Annotated in this window: 23 protein-coding genes and 1 tRNA gene; 15 read left to right on the forward strand and 9 right to left on the reverse strand. The window is 67.3% G+C overall.

Annotated elements, in window-relative coordinates:
• Positions 1 to 67 precede the first annotated feature (67 nt).
• The 5 genes from OXM58_01165 (at position 68) to OXM58_01185 (ending at position 5,207) form a co-directional block, all read left to right on the forward strand.
• Positions 68 to 1,045, forward strand: coding sequence for an alpha/beta hydrolase fold domain-containing protein (locus OXM58_01165; protein MDE0146956.1), 978 nt, complete (start codon positions 68 to 70; stop codon positions 1,043 to 1,045).
• Positions 1,046 to 1,059: 14 nt separating this feature from the next.
• Positions 1,060 to 2,154 carry an LLM class flavin-dependent oxidoreductase gene (locus tag OXM58_01170; protein MDE0146957.1) on the forward strand — a complete coding sequence of 365 codons (1,095 nt, stop codon included), beginning with the start codon at positions 1,060 to 1,062 and terminating at the stop codon, positions 2,152 to 2,154.
• A gap of 74 nt (positions 2,155 to 2,228) precedes the next feature.
• Positions 2,229 to 3,338: an ABC transporter substrate-binding protein gene (locus OXM58_01175; GenBank protein ID MDE0146958.1), complete on the forward strand. Its 1,110-nt coding sequence runs from the start codon at positions 2,229 to 2,231 to the stop codon at positions 3,336 to 3,338.
• Positions 3,339 to 3,568: 230 nt separating this feature from the next.
• Positions 3,569 to 4,312 carry an ABC transporter permease gene (locus OXM58_01180; GenBank protein ID MDE0146959.1) on the forward strand — a complete coding sequence of 248 codons (744 nt, stop codon included), beginning with the start codon at positions 3,569 to 3,571 and terminating at the stop codon, positions 4,310 to 4,312.
• A gap of 100 nt (positions 4,313 to 4,412) precedes the next feature.
• Positions 4,413 to 5,207: an ABC transporter permease gene (locus tag OXM58_01185; protein ID MDE0146960.1), complete on the forward strand. Its 795-nt coding sequence runs from the start codon at positions 4,413 to 4,415 to the stop codon at positions 5,205 to 5,207.
• 217 nt (positions 5,208 to 5,424) lie between these two features.
• Here the strand turns inward: OXM58_01185 and OXM58_01190 are convergent.
• A tRNA-Arg gene (locus OXM58_01190) sits at positions 5,425 to 5,501 on the reverse strand.
• Between the two features lie 309 nt (positions 5,502 to 5,810).
• Here OXM58_01190 and OXM58_01195 point away from each other — a divergent pair.
• Positions 5,811 to 6,623 carry a hypothetical protein gene (locus OXM58_01195; GenBank protein MDE0146961.1) on the forward strand — a complete coding sequence of 271 codons (813 nt, stop codon included), beginning with the start codon at positions 5,811 to 5,813 and terminating at the stop codon, positions 6,621 to 6,623.
• Between the two features lie 22 nt (positions 6,624 to 6,645).
• On the opposite strand, the gene OXM58_01200 is transcribed toward OXM58_01195, so the two are convergent.
• From OXM58_01200 to OXM58_01215, 4 genes are all read right to left on the reverse strand, one after another.
• Entirely contained in the window at positions 6,646 to 7,722 is a 1,077-nt protein-coding gene (locus tag OXM58_01200) for a site-specific DNA-methyltransferase (protein ID MDE0146962.1), read from the reverse strand.
• Between the two features lie 122 nt (positions 7,723 to 7,844).
• Entirely contained in the window at positions 7,845 to 8,480 is a 636-nt protein-coding gene (locus OXM58_01205; protein ID MDE0146963.1) for a ribonuclease HII, read from the reverse strand.
• A complete protein-coding gene (locus tag OXM58_01210; protein ID MDE0146964.1) occupies positions 8,473 to 9,876 on the reverse strand; it encodes a cation:proton antiporter in 1,404 nt (467 codons plus the stop codon). The genes OXM58_01205 and OXM58_01210 overlap by 8 nt, the downstream gene beginning before the upstream one ends.
• A gap of 55 nt (positions 9,877 to 9,931) precedes the next feature.
• Positions 9,932 to 11,098: a PA0069 family radical SAM protein gene (locus OXM58_01215; GenBank protein MDE0146965.1), complete on the reverse strand. Its 1,167-nt coding sequence runs from the start codon at positions 11,096 to 11,098 to the stop codon at positions 9,932 to 9,934.
• Between the two features lie 114 nt (positions 11,099 to 11,212).
• Between OXM58_01215 and OXM58_01220 the strand changes: the two genes are divergently transcribed.
• Positions 11,213 to 11,905 (forward strand): TIGR04283 family arsenosugar biosynthesis glycosyltransferase, encoded by a 693-nt coding sequence (locus tag OXM58_01220; protein ID MDE0146966.1) that lies wholly within the window; start codon positions 11,213 to 11,215, stop codon positions 11,903 to 11,905.
• 1 nt (position 11,906) lies between these two features.
• The gene (locus OXM58_01225; GenBank protein MDE0146967.1) at positions 11,907 to 12,542 is read left to right on the forward strand and encodes a DUF2064 domain-containing protein; all 636 of its coding nucleotides are present in this window, start codon (positions 11,907 to 11,909) and stop codon (positions 12,540 to 12,542) included.
• A 41-nt stretch (positions 12,543 to 12,583) separates the two neighbouring features.
• On the opposite strand, the gene OXM58_01230 is transcribed toward OXM58_01225, so the two are convergent.
• Complete coding sequence (locus OXM58_01230) at positions 12,584 to 13,057, reverse strand: RidA family protein (protein MDE0146968.1); 474 nt, start codon at positions 13,055 to 13,057, stop codon at positions 12,584 to 12,586.
• A gap of 11 nt (positions 13,058 to 13,068) precedes the next feature.
• On the reverse strand, positions 13,069 to 14,106 hold the full coding sequence (locus OXM58_01235; GenBank protein MDE0146969.1) for a fumarylacetoacetate hydrolase family protein: 1,038 nt from the start codon (positions 14,104 to 14,106) through the stop codon (positions 13,069 to 13,071).
• A 269-nt stretch (positions 14,107 to 14,375) separates the two neighbouring features.
• On the opposite strand from OXM58_01235, the gene dctP reads away from it, so the two are divergent.
• From dctP to OXM58_01255, 4 genes are all read left to right on the forward strand, one after another.
• Complete coding sequence (gene dctP / locus OXM58_01240) at positions 14,376 to 15,365, forward strand: TRAP transporter substrate-binding protein DctP (GenBank protein ID MDE0146970.1); 990 nt, start codon at positions 14,376 to 14,378, stop codon at positions 15,363 to 15,365.
• 64 nt (positions 15,366 to 15,429) lie between these two features.
• On the forward strand, positions 15,430 to 15,951 hold the full coding sequence (locus OXM58_01245; protein MDE0146971.1) for a TRAP transporter small permease: 522 nt from the start codon (positions 15,430 to 15,432) through the stop codon (positions 15,949 to 15,951).
• A 3-nt stretch (positions 15,952 to 15,954) separates the two neighbouring features.
• Positions 15,955 to 17,274, forward strand: a complete 1,320-nt coding sequence (locus OXM58_01250; GenBank protein ID MDE0146972.1) for a TRAP transporter large permease subunit — start codon at positions 15,955 to 15,957, stop codon at positions 17,272 to 17,274.
• Positions 17,271 to 18,740 (forward strand): amidohydrolase family protein, encoded by a 1,470-nt coding sequence (locus OXM58_01255; GenBank protein MDE0146973.1) that lies wholly within the window; start codon positions 17,271 to 17,273, stop codon positions 18,738 to 18,740. The genes OXM58_01250 and OXM58_01255 overlap by 4 nt, the downstream gene beginning before the upstream one ends.
• Before the next feature lie 88 nt (positions 18,741 to 18,828).
• Here the strand turns inward: OXM58_01255 and moaB are convergent, their stop codons facing one another.
• Complete coding sequence (gene moaB, locus OXM58_01260; GenBank protein MDE0146974.1) at positions 18,829 to 19,368, reverse strand: molybdenum cofactor biosynthesis protein B; 540 nt, start codon at positions 19,366 to 19,368, stop codon at positions 18,829 to 18,831.
• A 31-nt stretch (positions 19,369 to 19,399) separates the two neighbouring features.
• The gene (locus tag OXM58_01265; protein ID MDE0146975.1) at positions 19,400 to 20,338 is read right to left on the reverse strand and encodes a uracil-DNA glycosylase; all 939 of its coding nucleotides are present in this window, start codon (positions 20,336 to 20,338) and stop codon (positions 19,400 to 19,402) included.
• Between the two features lie 164 nt (positions 20,339 to 20,502).
• On the opposite strand from OXM58_01265, the gene OXM58_01270 reads away from it, so the two are divergent.
• The 3 genes from OXM58_01270 to OXM58_01280 are packed head-to-tail and all read left to right on the forward strand — an operon-like array spanning position 20,503 to position 24,794.
• A complete protein-coding gene (locus tag OXM58_01270) occupies positions 20,503 to 22,164 on the forward strand; it encodes an electron transfer flavoprotein-ubiquinone oxidoreductase (protein MDE0146976.1) in 1,662 nt (553 codons plus the stop codon).
• Between the two features lie 52 nt (positions 22,165 to 22,216).
• On the forward strand, positions 22,217 to 23,872 hold the full coding sequence (locus OXM58_01275) for a tetratricopeptide repeat protein (protein ID MDE0146977.1): 1,656 nt from the start codon (positions 22,217 to 22,219) through the stop codon (positions 23,870 to 23,872).
• A gap of 40 nt (positions 23,873 to 23,912) precedes the next feature.
• On the forward strand, positions 23,913 to 24,794 hold the full coding sequence (locus OXM58_01280) for a 4-(cytidine 5'-diphospho)-2-C-methyl-D-erythritol kinase (GenBank protein ID MDE0146978.1): 882 nt from the start codon (positions 23,913 to 23,915) through the stop codon (positions 24,792 to 24,794).
• The last annotated feature ends 105 nt before the right edge of the window (positions 24,795 to 24,899 follow it).

Consider the following 24,899-nt stretch of genomic DNA (forward strand, 5'->3'; position numbering starts at 1 on the left):
ATCGCAAACCGGTTCGTTCAGATCGGACTGGGTTCGGGAATGGATGTCGGCGGCGGCCGGAAGGCCCGTGGAGCCGCCGGGTTTCGCGTCTATCGAAGATGTCGTTGCATTCCGCGACTCCATGAAGATCGACGCGGGGCCCGTGGCCGAATACCCGAAGATGGCGCGGGTCGAGGAGCGGGTCGTCCTCCGCGAGCGCGACGGGATTCCGTTGACGGCGGAAATCTACGTTCCGAAGGGTGCGGGGCCGTTTCCGGCGTTATTGTATATGCACGGCGGGGGATGGGCCGCGGGGTCGGCCATACAGTTCCGGAAATCGGCCATGCGCCTGGCCGAGGCGGGCTACGTCGTCGTCAATCTCGACTACAGCCTGGCGCCAGAGCATCCCTTCCCCTGCGCGCTCGAGGATTCGATCTACGCCTGTCGCTGGATAGCCGAATCCATCGGCGCGTATAACGGCGATCCTGGCAACGTCCTGATCGCGGGCAGCTCGGCCGGAGCCAACCTTGCCGCGGCGACCGTTGTCGCGTTCAAGGACGAATTGCTCTCCAGCCTCGACGAGGGCGAATTTGCCGGCATGCCGATCGATTTCGCTGGCGCGCTTTTGATCTACGGGATTTACGACCTCTATCTCCTGAGCGAGGAAGAGCCGGAAACCTGGGATGGCATGATCGAGTGGATGTTCAACGCAGCCTACCTCGGGCCCCATTATCTCAGCCAATACCGCAATCCTCTCGTCAGTCCCGTGTGCGCCGCCCACCTGGAGCGGTTTCCGCCGACATACATTTCGTGCGGGGATGAGGATCTTCTTGTCGGCCAGTCCCTCGCTCTGGCGGCCGCGCTGACCAGGGTGCGGGTCCCGACGACCCTGTCCGTGGTCGAAGGTCTGAGTCATGCATTCGTCCATATTTCGCACATCCTGCCGGCCGCGGAGGCCGAGGTGCAACGCATGTGCCGGTGGCTGGAACATCGGGCAGGCCGCGCCGGCGGAAGCCAGGCTCCGCCCAACCAGATGCGAGACGGGCCCGGCCGCACCGGGCAATAGCAAGGCGATTCGACATGCGTTTCGGCCTGTTCCACGAGTGCAGTCCGACGACTCCCCAACGGTATCATCAGCGATACAAGGAAATGATCGCCGAAGCTGTGCGCGCCGAGGAGGTAGGCTTCGACATTTATCTCCTGTCGGAATCGCACTTCAGCCGACACTACGGAATCTCGTCGCCGGAAGTCTTCCTCTCGGCGGTTGCGACCCGAACGAGCCGGATGAAGCTCCGCGCCGGCGGCATCGTCGTGCTGAGTTTCAATCATCCGATCAGGGTGGCCGAGCAGCTGGCCACCCTGGATGTCCTGTCGGACGGGCGCGCCGAACTCGGCGCGGTGCGGTCGAACAATCGGGACGTGATCGAGGGGTTCGAGATCTCTCCGAAGGAAACGCGGGCCCAATCCGACGAGGCCCTCGAAATCATCGCGAAGGCCCTGAGCAGCGATCCGTTCGAGCATCGGGGCAGGTTCTGGAACATCCCGTCCCGCAGCCTCGTTCCGCGGCCCGTGCAGGATCCGCATCCGCCCATGGTGTACTGCTCGACCGGGCTGGAGGGTCACCGGGTGGCGGGCCGGAAGGGGCTCGGCGTCATGAGCGGAGGCAGCCTCGTCCGGGGGTGGGACTTCGTGGAGGACGCCATTCCGGCATACAAGGAATCGCTGAAAGATGCGGATCCGATCGGCGCCTATGTGTTCGACAGTCTCGGGGTCTACGTAAATCGGGCGCACTGCGCCGAGACCATGGAAATGGCGATGGGTACCGCCCGCCGGGTCGCTATCGAGACCGTCGAACTGGTTCTCGGCTTTTACAAGAAGCTGGCATCGGCGAGTCCCGATTACGCCTACATGGGGCAACTCGGCGATATCGAAGAGCATACGCAGGATGTCGAGTATCTGAACGAGAGAGGACCTTTCGTTACGGTCGGAGACCCGGAATTCTTCATTGAGCGCTGCACGAGGCTGAAGGAGCTCGGCGCCGATGAAGTCATATTTTGCATCGATGGCCTCGAGCACGGTGCGCACATGCGGGCCATCGAGCTGATCGGCGAGCGGGTGATCCCGGCATTGCGTGACGGACAGGACACCCGCATTGAGCCATCGGCGCGGCGTTGATGCTCAGGGAGGTGTTCGGCCGAGCGCGGCAGCAAACAACGCAGTCGATCTGCGGAGTTCGGTGCGAGCCGCGCATGGAGGCACACGAGACAAAACAGATGAAACAAACGAAACGGAAAAATGCAAAAGCCAAACTGGAGGAAACGCAGATGAGAACGCAACTTGGATCAAAGACAGTCTGTTATCATCGTCGCTCGATGTTGACAGCCGCAGCAGGCGTTGCTTTCGCGATTGGTGGTGCGGCCGTTCTCGGCACGCTTACCGCGGCACCGGCGCAATCCGAGAATAAGGTCTCGGTCCGCCTCGACTACTACGCCGGGCCCGAGCAGGCCGGATTTTGGGTTGCAAAGGCGAAAGGCTGGTACGCCGCCCAGGGCTTGAACGTCGACCTGAAGGAGGGCCAGGGCTCGGATTCCACCGCACAGCTCGTCGCTGCCGGCAGGGAAACCTTCGGTTTCGTAACCGGGGATGCCCTGCTGCGAGCGAACAGCAAGGGTGCCGACCTCATGATGGTGGCGATGCCAATCCAGGATTCGGGCCTTGGATTCGCGGTCCGGAAGGATTCCGACATTCGCTCGCCGAACGATCTTGTCGGGAAGTCCTACGCGGATTCGCCCGGGTCGGCAGGCATCGGGCTTCTCCGCGCCGTATGCGAGGTCAACAATATCGACTGCGGCAAGATCAAGATCGTAACCCTTCCGACGCAGGCGGTTATTCCCGGCTTTCTCGAGGGCAAGTTCGACGCCGTGGTCTCCAACGATTGGTGGCCGTCCGGATATACCGGCTCCGGGCCCGTCCGCTTCATCAACTACCGGGACCACAAGGTGCCGTCGCTGGGGTGGGGCATCGTTGCTAAAAAGAAAACCCTGAGCGAGAGCGGTTCGGCGGCCCGGAAATTCGTCCAGGCGACGATGCGGGGCTTCGACTATGCATTCGCGAATCCGAAAGAGCTTTACGGCATCATCTCGAAGCAGGTGAAGAAATACTACTACGACGAGGCGGCGAACGTCGCAGCGCTTTCGGCATTCGTAACACGCACGCCGAACGCCAAGGGCAAGGCGCTCGGATGGATGTCGCTCGACGATTGGAAGAATGCGATCGCTGTCCTGACGAAGTATGCGGGATTGAAAAATGCGCCGGCTGCCAAGGATGTGTTCACGAACGAATACATCAGCGGCAACTGATGCGTTGCCGGCGTCAAAGCTGGAAAGAGTCCGGCAGGCGCGGCGAGGGGGCGGGGGTCGGCCCCGCGCTCGTCGCGTCTGTGCGCTGATACCGGGCGACGGGCCCTGAACAGATTCAGGCAGGTACGGTGACGGGAGCCGGATCTGATGCGGGTCCGAGCCGGATTTCCTCGGGACAGAGGCGACCGGCGCGGTGGCGCCAGCGGCTGGCGGACCTGGTCTGGCCCATCTTGACGATTTTGCTCGTGCTGATCGCCTGGGAACTCTGGATCCGGCTGGGCGACGTTCCGCTGTACGTCTTCGCAGCGCCGTCCGACGCGCTCCTTGCCGCGGTTACCGAGTGGTCTACGCTCGCCCCCGAGGCCGCGGTCACCATGAAGGAAGTGGCTCTCGGCTTCGCCCTCGCGGTCGTCGTGGGCATCGGGCTCGCCTTGCTGATAGACACCTCGATGCGGTTCGAGCGCGCCGTCTATCCGTACCTTGTCGCAACCCAGGTGATCCCGATCATCGCGCTTGCGCCGGCGATCGTGATCTGGTTCGGCTACGGGCTGCTCTCGAAAGTCCTGATCGTCGCGATTTTCGGAGTCTTCGTCGTCACGATCGACACGTTGACCGGCCTGCGCATGATCGAAGAAGAAAGGCTCTACCTTGCCCGGTCTATGGGCGCCGGCACCGTCGCCATATTTTTCAAGATCCGGCTTCCCCATGCGCTGCCCAGTATTTTCGGAGGCGTCAAGCTGGCGGCGGCCTTCTCGGTCATCGGCGCCGTCGTCGCGGAATTCATCGGCGCCCACAGCGGCCTCGGCCGCCTGATCATCGTGGCTCAAACCCGTCTCGAAACCGTCACCATGCTTGCCGCGATCATCTGGCTCGCGGCGTTAGGGGTCGGTGTCTACTTTCTCATCGAGTTTATCGAAAAGCGGGCCATTCGCTGGCACGTTTCAAGGCGACTCGAAGAAACCCATTTGACGTAGTCGGATGTTGGACAGGATCAGACCCGGCGCCGGAAACACCCCCCCTCAACATGGCGGGAAGAGGCCGGTTGCCGATCTTCGAAAGCGGGGCAGGAATTTGTTGCGCCTGCCGATCGGAAGCCGCCGATCGGGCCGGTTTCCCTACTCCGCCGCCGGAATCGTCTTGGGTCTCGCGGTCTGGGAGGCGGGTGTGCGTCTCGGAGACATCCCGCACTACGTGCTGCCGCCGCTGACCGAGGTGCTTCGGACGGCGGTCGAAGAGAGCGGCTACCTGCTTGCCGAGACCTGGGTAACGTTTCAGGAAATCGTAGCCGGGTTCCTGTTGAGTGTCATCGTCGGGATTTCACTGGCATTCCTGATCGTGTCGGTGCGCACGATCGGCAAGAGCATCTATCCGATCCTGGTCATTTCGCAGGTGATTCCAAAGATCGTGTTTGCCCCGGTATTCCTGGTCCTGTTCGGATTCGGAATGACCTCGAAAATCCTCATCGCATTCCTGCTTTCCTTCTTCCCGATCGTGATCGACACGGTCCTCGGGTTGCGTTCAACGTCCGTGGAAGCCCTGCATTTTGCCCGCTCGACAGGTGCGGGATCGATGCGCACGTTGCTTTTGATTCGCTTCCCGAACGCCCTCCCTCAAATGTTTGCCGGGCTGAAGCTCGCCGCCACCTTTTCGGTCACCGGCGCCGTTCTCTCCGAGTTCATCGGCGCCGACCAGGGACTCGGGCGTGCCATGCTGAAGGCGAGTGCGGGCCGCGAAACCGATGTCGTCTTTGCGGGTGTGCTCTACATCAGCGCGGTCGGCTTCGGCATGTTTCTGCTCATGCAGTATCTCGAAAGCGTGGTCGCATACTGGCACGTTTCGCAGCGTCGCCGGCGGGCGCTGGCGGGGTGACGGACGACGAATTCTGTTCGGCGCGGTCGTCGAACGTTGTGCCAAGCCTTCGAAATCGCTTTTGATCTGGGCGGTCGAGGAGGCGCGACGAATAATAGCCGCATACAACATGAGGTTCGCTTCAGGCGGTTCGAACCTTTAACCGCCAAGTCATTGATCTATAGTCGAATCGGAAATAGCCGACCATTTTTCGATCTTCACCGGATTTTGGTTCAATTGGCGCGCCCGGGAAGATTCGAACTCCCAACCTCCTGATCCGTAGTCAGGTGCTCTATCCAGTTGAGCTACGGGCGCTGCCGGCGCGGGCTTTGGTGCCGCGCGTGTCGACCGGCTTCGGTGCATCGGCGGCGGGGCAGGCACCCCGGCCGCCCCGGCCAAATTGGCCGGCCGCGCTGTCCGGTCAGGCTATGGTTTGTAAGCATTGGCCGGCGCCTTGGAAAGGGGCGCGACATTGCGGCCGCCGTTGCGCCGGCCTGGCCCGCCGCCCCGGTCCCGGCGCCCCGGTCCCGACGCCCCGGTCCCGACGTGGGCGAAATCGGGCTGGCCCGTCCGGCCGATTGCGGGCAAGCTGCCGCCATGTCGAACCGGGCCGGAACCGACGCTGTGAAACGCGCTGCCCGCCATATGGCGCTGCCCGCGCTTATCCTCTCCGGTGCGGCGCTGGCCGGCTGCACCGGGGGCGAGCGCACCCTGTTCCTCACCTTCGCCGGCGAGACGCCGGGCACGCGCACGCCGTTCGTCGAAATCACCGGCGCCCCGCCCCTGGGCCGGCCGCCGCCGAAGGCGCCGGACCTCCGGTTCCGCCCGGCGGTGGGGAGCGATGCGGCGGGGAGCGATGCGGCGCCGGCCGCCGCGGCGCAGGTCGCGGAAACCGGCGGCGGTGCCGCCGTCGCCGACGCCCATCGCCGGGTGGAGCGGGCGCTCGCCGACCGGGACGAGGAATTCGCCCTGCGCAAACGCTCGCTCGCCCTTTATGCCCGGAACTATCTGGCGGCGGCCGGTGCGTTCGGGCTCCAGGCCGGCGACCCGCTGCCGGCGGACGATGCCCGCCACCGGGCGCGCATGACGGCGGCGCGCGACGCGCTGGATGCGATCGGCGGCGATCTCGTCAAGCTCAATGCGCTGATCCTCCGGATCGAGCGGGACCGGATCGCGGCGCGCCGGGTTGCCGCCTCGGCACAGGATGTTCATCGCGGCGGCGGCGGGCCGGCGCAGGCCGCGCTCGTGCAGGCCGCCGGGGCCACGGCTGCCGCGGCGAACGATATGCTGTCGGCGGTCCGCGCCTTCGCCGGCGACTGGCTGGACTATGTGATCGGCCAGCGCGAGACGCTGAACCGGCTGGCCGCGCAGGTCGCCGCCGCGACCGGCGCCGATACCGTCGAAACGATCCCGGTCCGCCAGACGCTGTTCGAATAGCGGGGCCTGTCCGCCGACCTCGTCAGTCCAGTTCGGCGCGCAGTTTCTGGCGGAACCGGTCGATCGGCACGGCCTCGCCGTCGCGCTCGACATGCCAGAACATCCAGCCGTTGCACGACGGCGCACCCTGGACGTGGGCGCCGACCTTGTGGATAGAGCCGGTCATGTCGGCGTGGATCAGGCTGCCGTCGGCGCGCACCCGGGCGCGATGCCGGCGCCGCCGGTCGAACAGGACGTCGCCCGGCGCGATCAGGCCGCGCTCGACGATCCAGCCGAACGGAATCCGCGGCTGGTCCCGCTTCGAGGGGCTGGCGGCAAGTTCAGCGTCGAGCAGCGGCGACACGCCGGCGATCCGCTGCCGGGCGGCTGCGACATAACCGGCGTCGCGTTCGATGCCAATCCAGCGGCGGTGCAGGCGTCTGGCGACCGCGCCGGTCGTGCCGCTGCCGAAAAACGGGTCGAGGACGACATCGCCCGGCTTCGTCGTCGCCAGCAGAATCCGGCTCAGCAGGGCTTCCGGCTTCTGCGTCGCGTGCAGCTTCTTGCCGTCGGCGCCCTTCAACCGTTCCGCGCCGATGCAGATCGGCAGCAGCCAGTCGCTGCGCATCTGCAGATCGTCGTTGGCGGTCTTCATGGCCTCATAGTTGAAACTGTAACGCGACGCCTCGCTGCGCGCCGCCCAGATCAGCGTCTCATGGGCGTTGGCGAAACGGGTGCCGCGGAAATTCGGCATCGGGTTGGTCTTGCGCCAGATCACGTCGTTGACGATCCAGAAGCCGAGATCCTGCATCGCTGCGCCGACCCGAAAGATATTGTGGTAGGTGCCGATGGCCCACAGCGCGCCGTCCGGTTTCAGGACGCGCCGGACCGCCGCCAGCCAGGCCCGCGTGAAGCTGTCGTAGGCGGCGAAGCTGTCGAACCGGTCCCAGGCGTCGTCCACGCCGTCGACCCGGCTGTTGTCCGGCCGGTGCAGTTCGCCGCCGAGCTGAAGATTGTAGGGCGGGTCGGCGAATACCAGGTCGACCGACGCGGCCGGCAGGGACTCCATGACCCGGATGCAATCGCCGTGAATGATCCGGTCGGTCTGAAGAACAGTCATGGAAAAATCCCAATAAAGCGTCGCAATAACGCGCCTGCAGAGAACATATTCTACAGATTTTTTCTGATTTTATTCGCAATTGTTCGGCGGTCAATCTCGAAGCTGCCGTTTAATTTTGAACTTCATTCAATGTCCGCCAGCATATCCCGCACGGGCGCGAAGGTTCGCCGGTGGTGCGGCGTCGGGCCGAGGGCGGCGAGCGCGGCCCGGTGCGCGGCCACGCCATAGCCGGCGTTGCGCTCCCAGCCATAGCCGGGATGCTCGGCGGCGAGCCGCGCCATGATGCGGTCGCGGGTCACCTTGGCGACGATGGAGGCCGCGGCGATCGACAGGGACTGCCGGTCGCCGCCGACCACCGGGCGCGCCGGGCAGGGCAGGTCCGGCGCCCGGTTGCCGTCGACCAGCACCGCCGCCGGCGGCACCTCTAGCGCGGCGACGGCGCGCTGCATGGCGAGCATTGTCGCGCGGAGGATGTTGAGCCGGTCGATTTCCGCGACGCTGGCCGCGCCTGTGCCGACCGTCCCGGCTTCGAGAATCGCGGCAAAGGCGGCCTCGCGCCGGGCCGGCGTGAGCCGTTTCGAATCGTCGATCAGGCCGCGCACCGCGGGCGGCAGCGCCAGGCCGGGGAAGCACACGGCGGCCGCAACGACCGGGCCGGCCAGCGGCCCGCGCCCGGCCTCGTCGACCCCGGCGACCAGGATTTCTCGGGTTCCGCCCGCGGCGCCGGCCAGGGCCCGTTCGGCGGCGAAATCAGGCATTGTCCGGATCGGCCCGGTTTGCGGCGTCCGGCGTGGCGCTCCGGTCGGGCAGCAGTGCCGGCCCGTCCCCGGATTCCGCCGGAAGCTGCGCTTTGGCGCGCCGGCGAAACCGGCCGGCGAGGCGCAGTCTTCGCCAGGCGCGCAGCAGGATTGCCCAGAGGGCGAGCAGGTGACGGGCGACGGCCGCCGTTCTGCGGGTCTCGACCGCCTGCAGGGTGCCGCGCAGGGAGGTCACGCCCAGCATGATGACCCGGATCAGCCGCCGCGCGATGGCGATCCACAGGGGCGACATCAGCAGCGAGAAGGCGATGACGGCGACGATCAACTGCCCGGATTCGCTCGTGATGATGGCGCGTTCCTGCGCCACCTCGCTGACGACGAGCGAAAACTCGCCGATCTGGGCGAGCAGGATGCCGGCGACCAGCGCGTTGGGCCAGGGCTCGCGCAGCAGCCGGAGGATGCCGACATTGACCGCCGTCTTGACCACGGTAACGGTGACGAGCAGCAGGATCACCGTGCCGAGATTTTCCCAGATGAACCGCAGGTCTATCAGCAGGCCGATCGACAGGAAAAACACGACCATCAGCACGCTCTGGATCGGCCGCGTCGTGCGGACCATCGGCGCGCGGGCCGTGCTGTTGCCGATCACAAGGCCGGCGAGGAAGGCGCCGAGCACCGGCGACAGGCCGAGGATGCCGGTAAGCGCCGCTGCGCCGAAGCAGAAGCAGAGCGCGGCGAGCGGCAGGATTTCCGGCGCCGCGCCGGCCACGGCGGAAAACGGCAACACGAGGCGCCGCCGGCGGCTGAGATAGAGGATGAAGGCGATCAGCAGGCCGATCGACAACAGGATCTTGGCGAGGTCGAGCAGGCCGGGCTCGCTGTCGCCGAACAGGCCGATGGTCAGCAGCATCGGCACCACGGCGAGGTCCTGGGCGATCAGGATGCCGATGGTGAGCTGGCCGACCGGCTGGCGCAGCAGGTCGAGCTGCTCGAGCATCTTGACGACGACCGCGGTGCTCGACAGGGCGACGACGAAGCCCAGCACGACGACGACCGGCGTCGGCCAGCCCCCGACCCAGCCGATCAGCAGCATCGCGCCGACCGCAATCGCGATCTGGAGCAGGGTGGCGCCGACGGCGACCTTCCAGATCGCCTTGAAGCCGCGCAGGCTGAGCTCCATGCCGACGAGGAACAGCAGCATCAGCACGCCGAGCTCGGCGAGGACCGCGACGCTCAGCCGGTCCTCGACCAGCTGGAAACCGGACGGGCCGAGCACGACGCCGGCCACGATGTAGCCGACGATCACCGGCTGGCGCATCCGCACCATCAGCAGGCCGCCCGCGAGCGCGATCAGCCCGACAAGGGCAAGGCCGGTCAGTTCGACGCCGTCGTGCATGGCGCCAGTCTATCATCGCGGCGGCAGCGTGAGAATCCGGCTGGGACGGCGCTCCCTAGAACAGGCTCATCTGCCGGCCATCCCTTGCTGGCTTGACGAACAGGTCCGTGCGCAGGGGGTTGCCCTCCCGCTTCAGGCCAAGCCGCCGGACGGCCATGGCGAAGCGGATGTCCAGCGCCTTGCCGAAGGCGCCCTTGCCGACCATGCGCTCGCCCCATTGGGCGTTGTTCAGCTTGCCCTCGCGCAGCGCGCGGACGGTGTTCAGCACCTTGTTGCGCTTCGCCGGATAGTGCGTGTCGAGCCAGTCGGCGAAAAGGTCCTTCACCTCGCCGGGCAGGCGCAGCAGGATCCAGGAAGCGAGCGAGGCGCCGGCGTCGCGCGCCGCCTCGAGGATCGCCTCCATCTCGTGGTCGGTGATGCCCGGCACCACCGGCGCGACCATGACCCGGACAGGGATGCCGGCCTCCGCCAACGACCGGATCGCCGCCAGCCGCCGCGCCGGCGCGGCTGCCCGCGGCTCCATCGCCCGCGCAAGCGTCCGCTCCAGCGTCGTCACCGAAAGGGCGGCCGCGGCAAGGCCCTTTTCCGCCATCGGCGCGAGGATATCGATATCCCGCTCGATCAGGGCCGACTTGGTGACGATGGTGACCGGATGGTTGCAGTCCGCCAGCACTTTCAGGATTTGGCGCGTGATCCGCCGTTCCCGCTCGACGGGCTGATACGGGTCGGTGTTCGTGCCCATGGCGATGGGTGCGCAGCGGTAGGACGGCCGGGCCAGTTCCTGCCGCAGCAGGGCAGCGGCGTCCGGCTTGGCGAACAGCCGGGTCTCGAAATCGACGCCCGGCGACAGGCCGAGCCAGGCGTGGCTCGGCCTTGCATAGCAATAGACGCAGCCGTGCTCGCAGCCGCGATAGGGATTGATCGAGCGGTCGAAGCCGACGTCCGGCGAGTCGTTGCGCGCGATCACCGTGCGCGTCGCGTCGACCGTCACCGTCGTCGGCACGGCAGCGGCGGGCAGGCCCGCCTCCGCCCCGTCCGGGTCGGCCGGCGCGTCCCAGCCGTCGAAGAAGGGGTCGCGCCGGATCGTCTCGAACCGGTTCGGCGGATTGAACCCCGCGCCCCGGCCGCGGAAGGCCTGCCCGGACGGGCGTCGTGGGCCGGGCGACCGAGAATCGAACGGCGTACTCTCCGGAATTCGGGTGACGGGGTCCATACCGGTCATCGTGGGTATTCCGGCTGCCGGAGTCAAGAACAAAAAAAGAACAATTTGACAAGCCGGCGTACCGCTGTGCGCCGCCGCTTGAACGACGGGGCCGGCTGGGCGAGACAGGCGGTCATGACTCCTATCGGCCTGAGCATCGTGATCCCGACGCTGAACGAGGCGGCCCGCCTGCCTGCGACGTTCGCAGCGTTGTCGGCACCGGCCGGGGGCGGCGGCGAAGGGCTGGAAATCCTGGTCAGCGACGGCGGTTCGCGGGATGCGACGGCGGAGCTTGCGGGAGCGGCCGGCGCGCAGGTCGTAACCGGCGCGCAGGGGCGCGGTGCACAACTGGCGACAGGCGCAGACGCGGCGCAAGGCGGCTGGTTGCTCTTCCTGCACGCCGATACCCGCCTCGCCCCCGGCTGGCACGCCGCCGCCACCGCCTTCATGGCCGATCCGGCGAACCGGCAGCGCGCGGGCTACGGCCGGTTCCGGCTCGACGATCCGCACCCGCGCGCCCGGCGGCTCGAGAAGCGGGTAGCCTGGCGCTGCCGGCGCTTCGGCCTGCCCTACGGCGACCAGGGGCTGCTGGTCGCCCGCGATTTCTACCGGGCGCTCGGCGGCTACCGGCCGCTGCCGCTGTTCGAGGATGTCGACCTGGTCCGCCGCATCGGCCAGAACCGGCTCGTGCCGCTGGACATCGACGCGGTGACAGGGGCGGAAAGGTTTTTGCAGGCCGGCTACCGCCACCGCTCGGCGCGCAATCTCGCCCTGCTCTCGCTCTATCTGATGGGCGTGCCGCCGGCCTTGCTGGCGCGGCTGTATTGACATGCCGGCCGGCTCGCCGCGCGGCCGTCCGGTCGCGATCCTGTTTCTGAAGGCGCCGCTCGTCGGCGCGGTCAAGACGCGGCTGGCGGCGGATATCGGCGCGCCCGCCGCCTGGCGCTTCTATTGCAGCACCGCGCAACGGATCGGCGCGCGGTTGGCACGGCGCCCGGAATGGGATCTCGTGCTCGCGGCAACGCCTCGGCGCTCATCGTCCCATCTGCGGCGCGGGCTGCCGCGCCTCGCCGGGCTGCCCTGCATCGAACAGGGCGAGGGCGATCTCGGCCTGCGCATGGCGCGCTGCCTCGACCGGTTCGCGCCCCGGCCGCGCCTGCTCTTCGGCGCCGACATTCCCGGGATCGACGCCGGGGTTATTGGGCGCGGGTTCGATCTTCTCCGACGGTCCGATCTGTTGTTTGGCCCGGCCGAGGACGGCGGATTCTGGCTGGTCGGCCAGCGCGGGCCGGCGCGCTGTTCGCAGCTGTTCGACGGCGTGCCCTGGTCGCACCCGGAGACCCTTGCCGCGACGCTGCGCAACATCCCGCGCCACCGGCGGGCGGCCTTCGCCGAAACGCTGGCGGATATCGACGACGGCGCGGCCTGGCGGGCGTGGAAAGGCGGGCGCCGGACGCAGCAGTAGGTATGCCGGCCGGAGACTGGCGCGACGCGCGGCCGGCGCTTTCAGTCGAGTTCGAAAATCGCGGCGATTTCGACGGCGATGTTGACGGGGAGCGCGTGCGAGCCGATCGCGTACCGGGCGTGGCGGCCGGCGTCGCCGAACACCTCGACGATCGCATCCGATCCGCCGTTAATCACCGTCGGCGTCTGTGTGAATCCCGGATCGCAATTCACGAAGCCCATCAGCTGAATACAGCCGGCGACGCGATCCAGATCGCCGCCGCACGCGTCTTTCAGCTGGGCGAGCACGTTGAGCGCCGTCAACCGCGCCGCGGCCTGGCCTTCTTCCACGGTAAGATCGCTGCCGACCCGGCCGCAGTATTTCTCCTCGATCCTGCCGTCGACCAACGGACCCTGACCGGAGATGTAAACCGTATTGCCGGAAATTCTCCAGGGAAGATAGCTTGCGAATGCCGGCGCCGGGGCCGGCAGGACGATTCCGAGCTCGCGCAGACGCCGGTCGATCCGATCTGGCATAACTATCGTTCTCAGCCGCGATTCGGGTCGTTCGGATAGGCCGCGACGCTGTTCTCCAGGCGGCCGACCCCTTCGATGTCGACGGCAATGGTGTCGCCCGGCGCCAGCAGGCGGCTCCTGCCCGCGTACATATGCTCGAAAACCTTGTGGATTTCGCCGTGCTCGACCGTAATGCCGTGGGCCATTCCGGCGCCGGCGCCGGTTCCCGTCGCGATGACGTCGCCGGGCGACAGGGTCGTAATTGCGGACGCGTTGGCGATCAGTTCCGGGATCGAAAAAACGATATTGTCGGTGCTGAAATCCTGGACCTTGTCGCCGTTGTGAAAGCACCTGATGCGGATGTCCGAAAGGTCCCCGACGAACCTGGCCGGCACGATGAACGGCCCCATCGGGGCGAAACTGTCGTTGCCCTTGTTGGCGAACCAGTCGTAGTCGAACGTCTCGCCGTGGCGGATCATGCGGTCGCGCGCCGAGATGTCATTGTAGCAGGTGAAACCGGCGACATAGTCCATTGCCTTGTCGACCGGCACATTCTTGGCCGTGCGGCCGATGACGACCGCGAGTTCCGCCTCCCAGTCGATGTAGTCCGCGCGCGGCGTCAGATAGACCGTCCCGCCATGGCCGACCGCGTTATGCCTTGAGCCCTTGTAAAAGAAATAGGGCTCGTGCTTGTCCCGGTCCGGGGCTGCCGCGCCCATTTCCAGCGCGTGGTCGTAGTAGTTGGAGCCCGCGTTCAGGATCTTGTTCGGATACAGGACGGGCGGCAGGAAGGTCACTTCGTCCGGCCGGTAGGCATAATCCGGCAAGCCCCCCCTGACCTGCGATGCGGCATGCTCTGCGAAACCCTCCAGAGCGGCGTCGAACAGGTCCCACTCCTCGAGAATGTCGAGCATGGTGTAGCCGTGCTTCGCCTTGAAGAAATCGCGCGTGCCGGTGTCCCGCTTGTAGGCCTCATAACCGGTGCCGAAGTCGATGAGGACTCCCGCGACCTCGACAACGGGAAAGTTTCGGCCCCGATGTTCCACCGTGGCCAGGCGATAGGTTTGCATGTCGCTTCGGTCCATCCCGATCCGCGGGCGCACGGATTTTCCTGCACCCCGTGAGCCGGCCGCGTCCACAACGGCAACGCCGTTCGACGCTTCGCCGGATATACCCTACACTAGGAACAGACCCTCGCTGCGTCCAGCCGCCAGGGATCAGGCCGAAGCCCCCGGTTCAGATTTGGCGGAGGGTCCGCTGCCGGCCGAAACATGAAGCCCTTGCGGGACGGGCTGGACGGCATGGCGCCGTCTGGGCGCGTCGCAAAGGGGACGAATCGATGTTCGCAAAATCGGGTCTTGGAATTGCCTGCGCCGTCATACTCGGCGCGCAACTGGCGGGTACGGCCGCCGCCGCCGACACCGTCACGCTGAAAGCGGGTACCTTTCTGCCGTCGGTGGACCGCATCTGGTATCCGCATATCCGGACATGGATAAAGCGCGCCAACGAGGCCGGCGCGGCCCACGGATTGCAGGTCAAGATGGTGGCCGCGGGCTTCAAGGCGATGAACCCGTTCCAGATGGGCAACGCGGTGAAGTCCGGCGTGCTCGATCTCGCTCATTTGTCCGGCACCTTCTACAACAAGCTGTTGCCGATCGCCGACGCGCAGAAAATGTCGACCGTGCCGGTCCAGCAGCAGCGCACCAACGGAACCTTCGCGCTGCTGCGCCCGCTCCACGCCGAAAAGATGAACGTCCACTATCTCGGACGCTGGGGCGACGGGGTGAATTTCCATTTCTACCTGACCAAACCGATCAATAGCGCAAGCCTGAAGGGCTTCAAGATCCGCGGCACCTCGGTCTACCAGTCTTTCATCGAGGCGTTGGGCGGCGTCATGATCACCACGCCGCCAAGCCAGGCTTATGCCGGCCTCGAACGCGGCGTGTTCGACGGGCTCGGCTGGCCGTTATGGGGCATTCACGCCTGGGGCTGGCAGAAGGTGCTCAAATACCGGGTCGAGCCCGGCTTCTTCACCGCGGAGGTCAGCGTGCTGGTCAATCTCGACACCTGGAAGAAGCTGACGCCGGCGCAGCAAAAGGTGCTGCACGACGTCCAGATCCGCCTGGAGAACGAGTTCGGCAACACGCGCGAGGAAACGAACAAGAGCCAGCGGGCCCTGCAGGCGCGGGACGGCGTCAAGGCGATCGTGCTCAAGGGCGCCGAGCGCAAGAAGTTTCTCGAAACGGCGACACAGGCGGGCTGGGCCGACGTGATGAAGAAGGATCCGGTGAACGGGCCTAAAATCCGCAAGCTGACGGAACTGAAATAGAGTCTTGCGGCGGCGAGCCGGCGGCGATCGCCGCCGGCCGCTGACGCCGGGGATCTGTCCGCCGATGGTGCGGCTTTCGAAAGTGTATGACGCGCTGCTGGAGGCGCTGGGGATAATCGCGGCTCTCCTGCTGGCGTTCGTCGTCCTCGGCATTACCGCGGAAATCGTCGTCCGGGGGACCGGCCTCGGGTCGCTGCCCTGGATGATCGAAATCGTCGAATACAGCCTGCTCGCCGTGACCTTTCTCGCCGCGCCGTGGGTTCTGAGGCACTCGGCACATGTGAGCGTCGATCTGCTGGTCGAAATCGTCGGGCCGCGCGGGCGCCGCATCCTGGCGCTGGTCGCCAATTCCGCCGGCCTGATCGTGTGCGCCGTGATTTTCTACTACGGGCTGCGCTCGACCATCGAGCTCTACGCGGCCGACACGAAAATCTTCAAGATTATGACGATCCGCGAATGGTGGCTTTTTGCCCTTGTGCCGATATCCGGCGCGCTGATGGCAATCGAATTCGGCTGCAGGCTCTTTCGGTGGATCGCCGCGTCCGGCGAAGAGCCCGCCGCCCGGCCGGTCGATACCGGCCTCTGACCCGTGGAATGGTATTTCGCGCTTGGCATGCTGCTCGGCATGCTGATCCTTTTCATGGCGACCGGTCTGCCGGTCGCCTTTTCCTTTTTAGCGGTCAATCTGGTCGGCGCAGTGGTTTTCCTCGGCGGCGAGGCGGGCCTCATGCAGCTGGTGCGCAATGCCGTCTGGTCGGTCACGACCTTTTCCCTTGCACCGATCCCGCTGTTTATCCTGATGGGCGAGATCATGTTTCACACCGGCATGGCGTTTCGCGCCATCGATGCGGTCGACCGGCTGATCGCCCGGGTGCCGGGGCGCCTGTCGCTGGTTGCGGTCACGGGAGGCACGATATTCTCGACCCTCTCGGGCTCGACGATGGCCAATGTCGCCATGCTCGGCAGTTCCCTGCTCCCCGAAATGCAGCGCCGCGGCTACCACCCGTCGATGGCGATGGGCCCGATCCTCGGGACCGGCGGCATCGCGATGCTCATTCCGCCGTCGGCGCTGGCGGTGCTTCTGGCCAGCCTGGCGCAGATGCCGGTGGCCGAATTGCTGATCGCCGGCATCGTGCCCGGTCTCCTCATCGCCCTGCTCTTCTTCGCCTATATCGTCGTGCGCTGCCGCCTCAATCCCGGTCTGGCGCCGGCCTATGTCCAGGAGGGCCTGACGCCGGGCGACCGGTTTATACCGTTCCTGATCTACGTGGTGCCGCTGATGACGCTGTTCGTCCTGGTCGTCGGCAGCATCCTCGCAGGCTGGGCGACGCCGACGGAATCGGCCGCGCTGGGCGCGGTCGGCGCGGTCATTGCGGCGGTCGCCTATCGCTGCCTGAGGCGGCATGCCCTTCGCACGGCCCTTGTCGAAGCGGCCAAGGTGACCGGCATGGCGCTGTTCATCATCTGCGCGTCGGTTACCTTCGCCCAGATTCTCGCCTTCTCGGGCGCCGTCGACGGCCTGCTGGAAATCACCATCGAACTTGATTTCAGCCCGATTACCCTGCTCATCCTGATGCTGCTGATCCTGCTCGCGCTCGGCGCGTTCATCGATCAGCTGTCCATGATGCTGATCACCCTGCCATTCTTCATGCCGCTGGCCCAGCACGCCGGATTCGATCTGGTCTGGTATGGCGTCCTGCTTCTGGTTGTGCTCGAAGTCAGCCTGACCACGCCGCCGTTCGGACTGCTTCTATTCGTTATGAAAGGCGTGGCGCCGCCGGAGATTACCCTGCGTCAGGTCTACGTCGCCGCAGGGCCGTTCATCGCTCTCGAATTGCTGGTGCTGATCCTTGTCGTCGTCTACCCCGCGCTGGCGACCTGGTTGCCCAACCTGATCATTCGGCCATGACCGCACCATCGGACACAACGCAGATATTCGCCCACCGGCTGCTTGCGGGGCCCGACCGGGCTGCTGTTGCGTGCAACCGCCGGATCGGAATCCGGGGCGGCACGATTTGCGATCTGCAGGAATGCCCGGCGGAGGAAGGCGCCTCGACGCTCTTCGTGATGCCCGCGCTGGCAAACGCCCACGACCACGGGCGGGGATTAAGCCGTCTCGCCTACGGTGCGCTGGACGATGCCCTGGAGATCTGGCTGGCGGGCGCCTCCGCGCTCCATCCGCCGGTCGATCCCTACCTGCTCGCAGCGGCAGCGTTCGCCCGTATGGCGCGCTCCGGCGTGGCGGCGGCCGTGCATTGCCACATGCCGCAGCGCTCCGATCGGCTCGTCGATGAGGCAAAAGCGGTGTGCCGGGCGGCCGGCGATATCGGCCTGCCCATCGCTTTCGTCGTTCCCATGGTCGACCGCCATCGCCTGGGCTACGGCGAGGACGACGCCATCCTCGGCCTCCTGAACGAAGCGGATCGCGAGGTTCTGCGGGCGCGCTGGGCGCGGCCGCTGCCATCGGTGCAGGAGCAGGTCGCGATGGTCGGCGAAATTGCGCGGCACTGCGAATCCGCTACCGTCAACGTCCAGTTCGGTCCCTACGGCCTGGAATGGGCGTCGGACGACCTGCTCTCCAGCGTTGCCGAAGCCTCGGCCCAAACCGGCCGGCGCGTCCACATGCATTGTCAGGAAACGCGGCGTCAGCGCGCCTGGGCCGATACCCGCTTTCCGGGCGGTTTCGTTGCGCATCTGGACGCGCTGGGCCTGCTGTCGCCGCGCCTGACCCTGGCCCATTGCGTCTGGCTGCGGCCGGAGGAGTGCGAACTCCTGGCGGAACGCGGCGTGACGGTCGCGCTCAATGCCAGTTCGAACCTGCGGCTCGGTTCGGGCGTGGCGCCGGTCGCGGAGTTTGTCCGGCGCGGCGTGCAGCTCGCGGTCGGGATCGACGCCCTGTCTCTGGACGACGATGACGACGCACTCCGGGAATTGCGGCTGCTCTATCGCCTGCACCGGGGCAGTTCGCTCGATCCGGGCCTTTCGGCGGCAGACCTGTTGCGTGCCGCGACGGTAACCGGTTTCGGCGTGGTCGACGACAGCGAACGCGACGGCGCTCTGGCTCCGGGGGCGCCGGCCGACCTGATCGCATTCGATTGGGACCGGCTGGGCGGCGACGTCGTCAGCTCCAGAACCACCGAGGTCGATATTCTCCTCGGCCGGGCTACGGGCGGCCATGTCGCGTCCGTTTGGTCAAGGGGGCGCGAAATCGTCCGGGACGGGCGCGTTACCGGCATGGACGAACCGGCAGTTATCGCCGAACTGCACGCTCAGGCTGCCGCCGGTGCGGACGTTGCCAACGCCTTCGTTCCGGCATTGGAACGCTATCAGGCGGCGCTGCGCCGCTACTACGGACAGGAGCGCCATTTGCAATAGGTCGCTGCTGCCCACGGTCCTGCGGCCGGCTTTCCCGACCCGCCGGCTCGACAGCGCCGCTCGGTCGTGGCCCCGGCAGGGAATCCGCCTAGCGCCCGGTATGCTCCTGGAGGCGCGGCATCAGTTCGACGAAGTTGCAGGGCCGGTAGCGGTTGTCGAGCTGGTATTGCAGGATCTCGTCCCAGCCGTCCTTGCAGGCGCCCGGCGAGCCCGGCAGGGCGAACAGGTAGGTGCCGCCCGCCACGCCGCCGACCGCGCGCGACTGGACGGTCGAAGTTTTGATCTTCTGAAAGCTGACCCAGCGGAACAGTTCGCCGAAGCCCTCGATCTTCTTCTCGAAGACCTGCTCGAAGGCCTCCGGCGTCACGTCGCGGCCGGTCACGCCAGTGCCGCCGGTCGAGATGACGACGTCGATCTCCGGGTCGGCGATCCAGCCTTCGAGCGCGGCGACGATTTCCGCCATCTCGTCGGGCACGATCCGGCGGTCGGCGACGACATGGCCGGCGCCTTCGATCCGGCCGGCGAGCGTGTCGCCGGACCGGTCGTCGGCCGCGCTGCGCGTGTCGGAGACCGTCATCACCGCAATATTGACCGGCAGGAAGGGCCGGCTCTCGTCGATCTTCGTCATGCAGCTCCCCTGTCGGCGGCGCGGCCGGTCCTCAAGGCGCCCGCTCCGCGGCCAAAGCATCCAGCCGTTCCCGGATTGCCAGCAGGTCGCGCCAGGCCTCCCGCTTGTTGAGCGGGCTGCGCAGCAGGTAGGCCGGGTGGAACAGCGGCATGGCCGGAACCGGGTCGCCGCCGGCCTCGATCATGTCCGGCGTGCGGTAGTCGAACCAGCGCCCGCGCATGCGGGTAATGCCCTCCGTGCGGTTGAGCAGCGTCTTGGCCGAGGGGCCGCCCAGAAAGACCAGGATGTCGGGATTCTTCAGCTCGATATGCCGTTCCAGGAAGGGGCGGCAGACCGCGGTTTCGGCGGCCGACGGTTCGCGGTTTCCCGGCGGGCGCCAGAACACGATGTTGGTGATGTAGGCGTCGGTCTCGCGGCTCAGGCCGATCGCGGCCAGCATCTTGTCCAGCAGCTGGCCGCTCGCTCCGACGAAGGGCTTGCCCTGGCGGTCCTCCTCGGCGCCCGGTGCTTCGCCGATCAGCATGAGCCGGCCGCCCGGCGCGCCGTCGGCGAAGACCGTGTTCATGGCCGTCTTCTTCAGGCCGCAGCCGTCGAAGGCGGCGACCGCGTCGCGCAGCGCGTCCAGCGTTTCGGCGCGCCGCGCGCTCTCGCGGGCCGACGCCACCGTCTCTCCGGTCGATTCGAGGCGTACCGCCGCTGTTGCCGGTTCGGGCGCCGGCGCACGGGCAGGCCGGGGCGCCGGTCCGGTCCTGTGCTGCGGCTCCGCCGGCGCCCGGCCGGGCGGGCCGGCGGGCGGCGCCTCCGGCTGCGGTGCGGCGGCCCGGGGCGCACCGCCATCCGTTGCCGGGGCCAGCCGGTCTACCGGCCGCTCGCCGATCGCCTCGTCGGCGCCGGCCTCGACCTGCCAGGCAAGCGCAAGCCGGAGGGCGTCCGCCGCTGCCGCAGGCTGCCGGTCGGTGCGATCGGGCATAGCGTCGAACCGTCCTCTGCGCTAAGTGTCTTGTGTCGCGCGTCCGCGATTCTCACGCGTGCGCGCGCCCTCGTGACTTTCGGGGAAAGCCGCTGTCGTTACAAGCCCTTAGAGGGCCGGCGCGGCAACCGCCGGCGCGGCGTAACAGGACGGGATCGGACGGCATGACGGAAGAGCGACCGGACCGCGAATCGATGGAATACGACGTGGTGATCGTCGGCGCCGGCCCGTCCGGCCTGGCCGCCGCGATCCGCCTGAAGCAGCTTGCCGCGGAAAGCGGCGGCGACGTCGAGGTCTGCGTTCTGGAGAAGGGCTCGGAGGTCGGTGCGCACATCCTGTCCGGCGCCGTGCTCGACCCGCGGGCGCTCAACGAACTGCTGCCCGACTGGCAGGACCGCGGCGCGCCGCTCGATACCCCGGTGAGCGAGGACCGCTTTTTCTTCCTGTCCGAAAAAGGCGGCTTCAAGGTGCCGAACCTGTTCCTGCCGGCCTGCTTCGGCAACCACGGCAACTACATCGTCAGCCTGGGCAACCTGTGCCGCTGGCTGGCCGAACAGGCCGAGGCGCTGGGCGTGGAGATCTATCCCGGCTTCGCCGCGGCCGAGGTACTCTACGACGACGAAGGCCGGGTCCGCGGCGTCGCGACCGGCGACATGGGCGTCGGCGCCGGCGGCGAGCAGACGGCGAATTACATGCCGGGCATGGAACTGTTGGCCAAATACACTTTTTTCGCCGAGGGCTGCCGCGGCTCGCTCGGCAAGCAGCTCGACGCCCGCTTCGGCCTGCGCGACGGGGCCGATCCGCCGTCCTACGGTATCGGCATCAAGGAGCTCTGGGAAATCGAGCCGGCGCGCCATGTGCCGGGCCTGGTCATGCACAGCGCCGGCTGGCCGCTCGACCGCGAGACCTACGGCGGCTCCTTCCTCTACCATTTCGACGAAAACCTGGTCTCGGTCGGCTTCGTCGTCGGGCTCGACTACAGGAACCCCTATCTCAGCCCCTATGAGGAATTCCAGCGCTACAAGCACAATCCGAAGGTGCGCGCCTTCCTCGAAGGCGGCAAGCGCATCGCCTACGGCGCCCGCGCCATCTATGCTGGCGGGCTGCAATCCCTGCCGAAGCTGGCGTTCCCCGGCGGCTGCCTGATCGGCGACAACGCGGGGTTTCTCAATGCGCCGCGCATCAAGGGCAGCCACACGGCGATGAAGACCGGCATGATGGCGGCCGAGGCGGCGTTCGACGCCGTGGCCGCCGGGCGCGCCCAGGACGAACTGGGGGCCTATCCGGCGGCGTTCGAGAAAAGCTGGGTGAGGGACGAGCTGCACCGGGCGCGCAACTTCAAGCCGCTGATGAAGAAGGGGCTGGTCGCCGGCACCCTCCTGTTCGGCATCGACCAGCAGCTGTTCCGCGGCCGGGCGCCCTGGACCCTGCGGGCGGCGAAGCCGGATCACGAGACCATCGAGCCGAAGGACAAGCACCGGCCGATCGACTATCCGAAGCCCGACGGCGTGCTGTCGTTCGACCGGCTGACCAACGTCTCCTTCTCGGCGACGAACCATGAGGAGAACCAGCCGGTTCATCTGGTGCTGAAAGACGGCGCCGTCGCGATCGACCACAATCTGGCGCTCTACGACGCGCCGGAGCAGCGCTATTGCCCGGCCGGGGTCTACGAGATCCTGCGCGACGACGACGGCGCCAACCCGCGGCTCCAGATCAACGCCCAGAATTGCGTGCATTGCAAAACCTGTGACATCAAGGACCCGACCCAGAATATCGACTGGGCGGTGCCGGAAGGCGGCGGTGGACCGAATTATCCGAACATGTAGGCAGGCGGTACTGGCCCTGTTCGCAGCAGGCCTTCTGCTGCCGGCCGGCCCCGTGTCAGGCGCCGGCCAGCCGGCGGCGGCGAAACTCGTGCCGGACCGTATGACGACATGGGGCGCCTACCTGTCGGCGCTGCACGCGTCCCGGCAAAAGGATTCGAAGCGCGCATCCGAATATTTCATCTCGGTCACGCCGAAGGCGCCCGGCCACGCCGCCCTGATGGTCCGGGCGCTGCGGTCCCACGTCCTTGCCGGACGCCTGGAGCGTGCGGGCGGCCTCGCCGGACAGATCGCGGCGCTCGCGCCCGGACAGGCGATGGCCCGCCTGATACTCGTCCTGCGCGCCGCAAGGAACGGGCGTTATGCCGAGGCGCAGACCCATCTCGACCGGCTGCCGCACAGTAATTTCAACCGTCTGCTGCTGCCCCTGATGCATGCCTGGCTGGCCCTGGGCCGGCACCGCGATCCGGATCTGGCGCTGGACGAGCATCGCGATCTGGAAGGCGAGCAGCAGTTCCAGCTCTTCCGCCTCATGCACGCGGCGCACCTGCTCGACGTCGCCGGGCAGACGGAGCGCGCGGCCGAGGCCTATCGGGCGATTTCGAGCGTCCCGGCGTTCCTCTCGCTCAGGATGACGGAGACCCTGGCCAACTTCCTTGCCCGGTCCGGCGAAAGGGCGGCGGCGCTCGAGGCCGTCGACCGGCATCTGTCCGTCGCTCCGGACTCCATGACCGTCCGGTCCCTGCGGGCGGCGATTCGCGGCGGAGGGCCGGTCAGGCCCCTGATCGGCTCGCCGGCCGACGGACTGGCCGAGGTGCTGCTCAATCTGGCGGGCGCGTTCGAGGAGGGCGACCGCGCCGAGCAGGCGCTGCCGCTGGCGCAACTCGCGGTCTGGATGCGGCCGCACGATGCGGCCTCGGTCTTCCTGCTCGGCAGCATACTCGAGCGGGACAGCCGCTATGGCGACGCGGTCGCGGTTTTCGGCAGGCTGCAATCCGGAACCATCTACAGCTGGGAAGCGCGCAAATCGGCCGCGGCGTCGATGGCCGAACTCGACCGCCACACCGCCGCGTTCACCGCCCTGGAAACAATGGCGCAAGAGCGGCCCAACCGCTACGACGCCCTGTGGCTGATGGGCAACGTGCATCGCAGCCGCTCGGCGTTCGGCGATGCGGTGCTGGCCTACGACCGGGCGATCGGGCGCATTCCGAAGATCGCCCGGCGTCACTGGAATCTCCTCTATGCCCGGGGCATCGCGCTCGAGCGGTCCGGCCAATGGCCCCGCGCCGAGGCGGATTTCCTTCATGCGCTCAAGCTCAATCCCGGTCAGCCCTATGTGCTGAACTACCTCGCCTATTCCTGGGTCGATCGGGGCGAGCGGCTGGTGCGGGCGCGCGGGATGCTGGAGGAAGCCGTGCGCAAGCGGCCGAACGACGGCTATATCGTCGATTCCGTCGGCTGGGTGGAATACCGGCTGGGAAATTTCGAGGCGGCGGTCCGCCATCTGGAACGGGCCGCGGAGCTGCGGCCCCACGACCCGATCATCAACCAGCATCTGGGCGACGCCTACTGGCGGGCGAGCCGGCGCAACGAGGCGCGCTTCCAGTGGAACCGGGCGCTGTGGCTCGGACCCGAAGACGCCGACCGCAAGAAGATCGAAGAGAGGCTGCGGGGCGGCCTGCCGCCCTTCAAGCCGATCGCGCGTCAATAGACCGGCCGGCACGACCCCGAAGAGCCGCCGAAGCGCCGTCATGCCGCCCGCCGTGCAGCCCGGATCGCCGTTGCAGGCGTTCGCACCGGCCAAGATCAACCTGTGGCTCCACGTCACCGGCCGTCGGCCCGACGGCTACCGCGAACTCGACAGCCTGGTCGCCTTCGCCGATGTCGGGGACCGGCTGAGCGCTGCGCCGGCCGGCGATTTGACCCTGACCGTCTCCGGCCCGTTTACCCCGGCGCTCGACGCCGGCGCCGACAACCTCGTCCTGCGGGCGGCGCGATCTCTCGCGGCGCATTGCGGCGTCTCGGCGAACGCTGCGCTCCATCTGGAAAAGAACCTGCCGGTCGCCGCGGGGATCGGCGGCGGCTCGTCCGATGCCGCCACGGCGCTGCGCCTGTGCGCCCGGCTGTGGCGGGCCGATGTCGGCAACAGGGCGATGGCGCGGCTGGCGCTCGATCTCGGCGCGGACGTTCCCGCCTGCCTGGCGGGGACGACCGCCCGCATGACCGGGATAGGAGAGAAACTGGCGCCGCTCGATCCGGCGCCGCCGGCCGCCCCGGCGGTTCTCGTCAATCCGGGGACGGCGGTTTCGACCGGGCAGGTCTTCGAGGCGCTGGCTGGGTCCTTCGGGTCGCCGGCCGAAGATCGCGGCGGCGATCTTGCCGGCCGCGCGGCCGCAAACCGCAACGATCTGGAAGTGCCGGCGATCGCGCTTGTGCCGGGAATAGCGGATGTCCTGGCCGCCTTGCGCGCCGCGCCTGGCCTTCGCCTCGCGCGCATGTCGGGCAGCGGCGCCACCTGTTTCGGCCTGTTCGACGGCGATGCCGAGGCAGCAGCGGCGGCCCGCGCAATCGCGGCGGCGCATCCCTCATGGTGGGTCGCCGCCTGTTCGATCGGCGGCCGGTTCGGGGGTTGACCCGGATTTCTCGCCACGGTCACGGCCTGCGTCGCGTCCGGACGTTCGCTCCGCCAGAAGCGGGCCGAAGCGCGTAGCGGGGACTACGGGCGAGGCCCGCGACGC

Source organism: Rhodospirillaceae bacterium (assembly GCA_028819475.1).
Taxonomy (GTDB): domain Bacteria; phylum Pseudomonadota; class Alphaproteobacteria; order Bin65; family Bin65; genus Bin65.

Coding starts and splice junctions, on each gene's coding strand:
- OXM58_01220 (MDE0146966.1), top strand. CDS start 11,213: ATGACTCCTATCGGCCTGAGCATCGTGATCCCGACGCTGAACGAGGCG.
- OXM58_01170 (MDE0146957.1), top strand. CDS start 1,060: ATGCGTTTCGGCCTGTTCCACGAGTGCAGTCCGACGACTCCCCAACGG.
- OXM58_01175 (MDE0146958.1), top strand. CDS start 2,229: ATGGAGGCACACGAGACAAAACAGATGAAACAAACGAAACGGAAAAAT.
- OXM58_01205 (MDE0146963.1), bottom strand. CDS start 8,480: ATGCCTGATTTCGCCGCCGAACGGGCCCTGGCCGGCGCCGCGGGCGGA.
- OXM58_01270 (MDE0146976.1), top strand. CDS start 20,503: ATGACGGAAGAGCGACCGGACCGCGAATCGATGGAATACGACGTGGTG.
- OXM58_01235 (MDE0146969.1), bottom strand. CDS start 14,106: ATGCAAACCTATCGCCTGGCCACGGTGGAACATCGGGGCCGAAACTTT.
- OXM58_01280 (MDE0146978.1), top strand. CDS start 23,913: ATGCCGCCCGCCGTGCAGCCCGGATCGCCGTTGCAGGCGTTCGCACCG.
- OXM58_01225 (MDE0146967.1), top strand. CDS start 11,907: ATGCCGGCCGGCTCGCCGCGCGGCCGTCCGGTCGCGATCCTGTTTCTG.
- OXM58_01210 (MDE0146964.1), bottom strand. CDS start 9,876: ATGCACGACGGCGTCGAACTGACCGGCCTTGCCCTTGTCGGGCTGATC.
- OXM58_01255 (MDE0146973.1), top strand. CDS start 17,271: ATGACCGCACCATCGGACACAACGCAGATATTCGCCCACCGGCTGCTT.
- dctP (MDE0146970.1), top strand. CDS start 14,376: ATGTTCGCAAAATCGGGTCTTGGAATTGCCTGCGCCGTCATACTCGGC.
- OXM58_01215 (MDE0146965.1), bottom strand. CDS start 11,098: ATGACCGGTATGGACCCCGTCACCCGAATTCCGGAGAGTACGCCGTTC.
- OXM58_01245 (MDE0146971.1), top strand. CDS start 15,430: ATGGTGCGGCTTTCGAAAGTGTATGACGCGCTGCTGGAGGCGCTGGGG.
- moaB (MDE0146974.1), bottom strand. CDS start 19,368: ATGACGAAGATCGACGAGAGCCGGCCCTTCCTGCCGGTCAATATTGCG.
- OXM58_01230 (MDE0146968.1), bottom strand. CDS start 13,057: ATGCCAGATCGGATCGACCGGCGTCTGCGCGAGCTCGGAATCGTCCTG.
- OXM58_01200 (MDE0146962.1), bottom strand. CDS start 7,722: ATGACTGTTCTTCAGACCGACCGGATCATTCACGGCGATTGCATCCGG.
- OXM58_01265 (MDE0146975.1), bottom strand. CDS start 20,338: ATGCCCGATCGCACCGACCGGCAGCCTGCGGCAGCGGCGGACGCCCTC.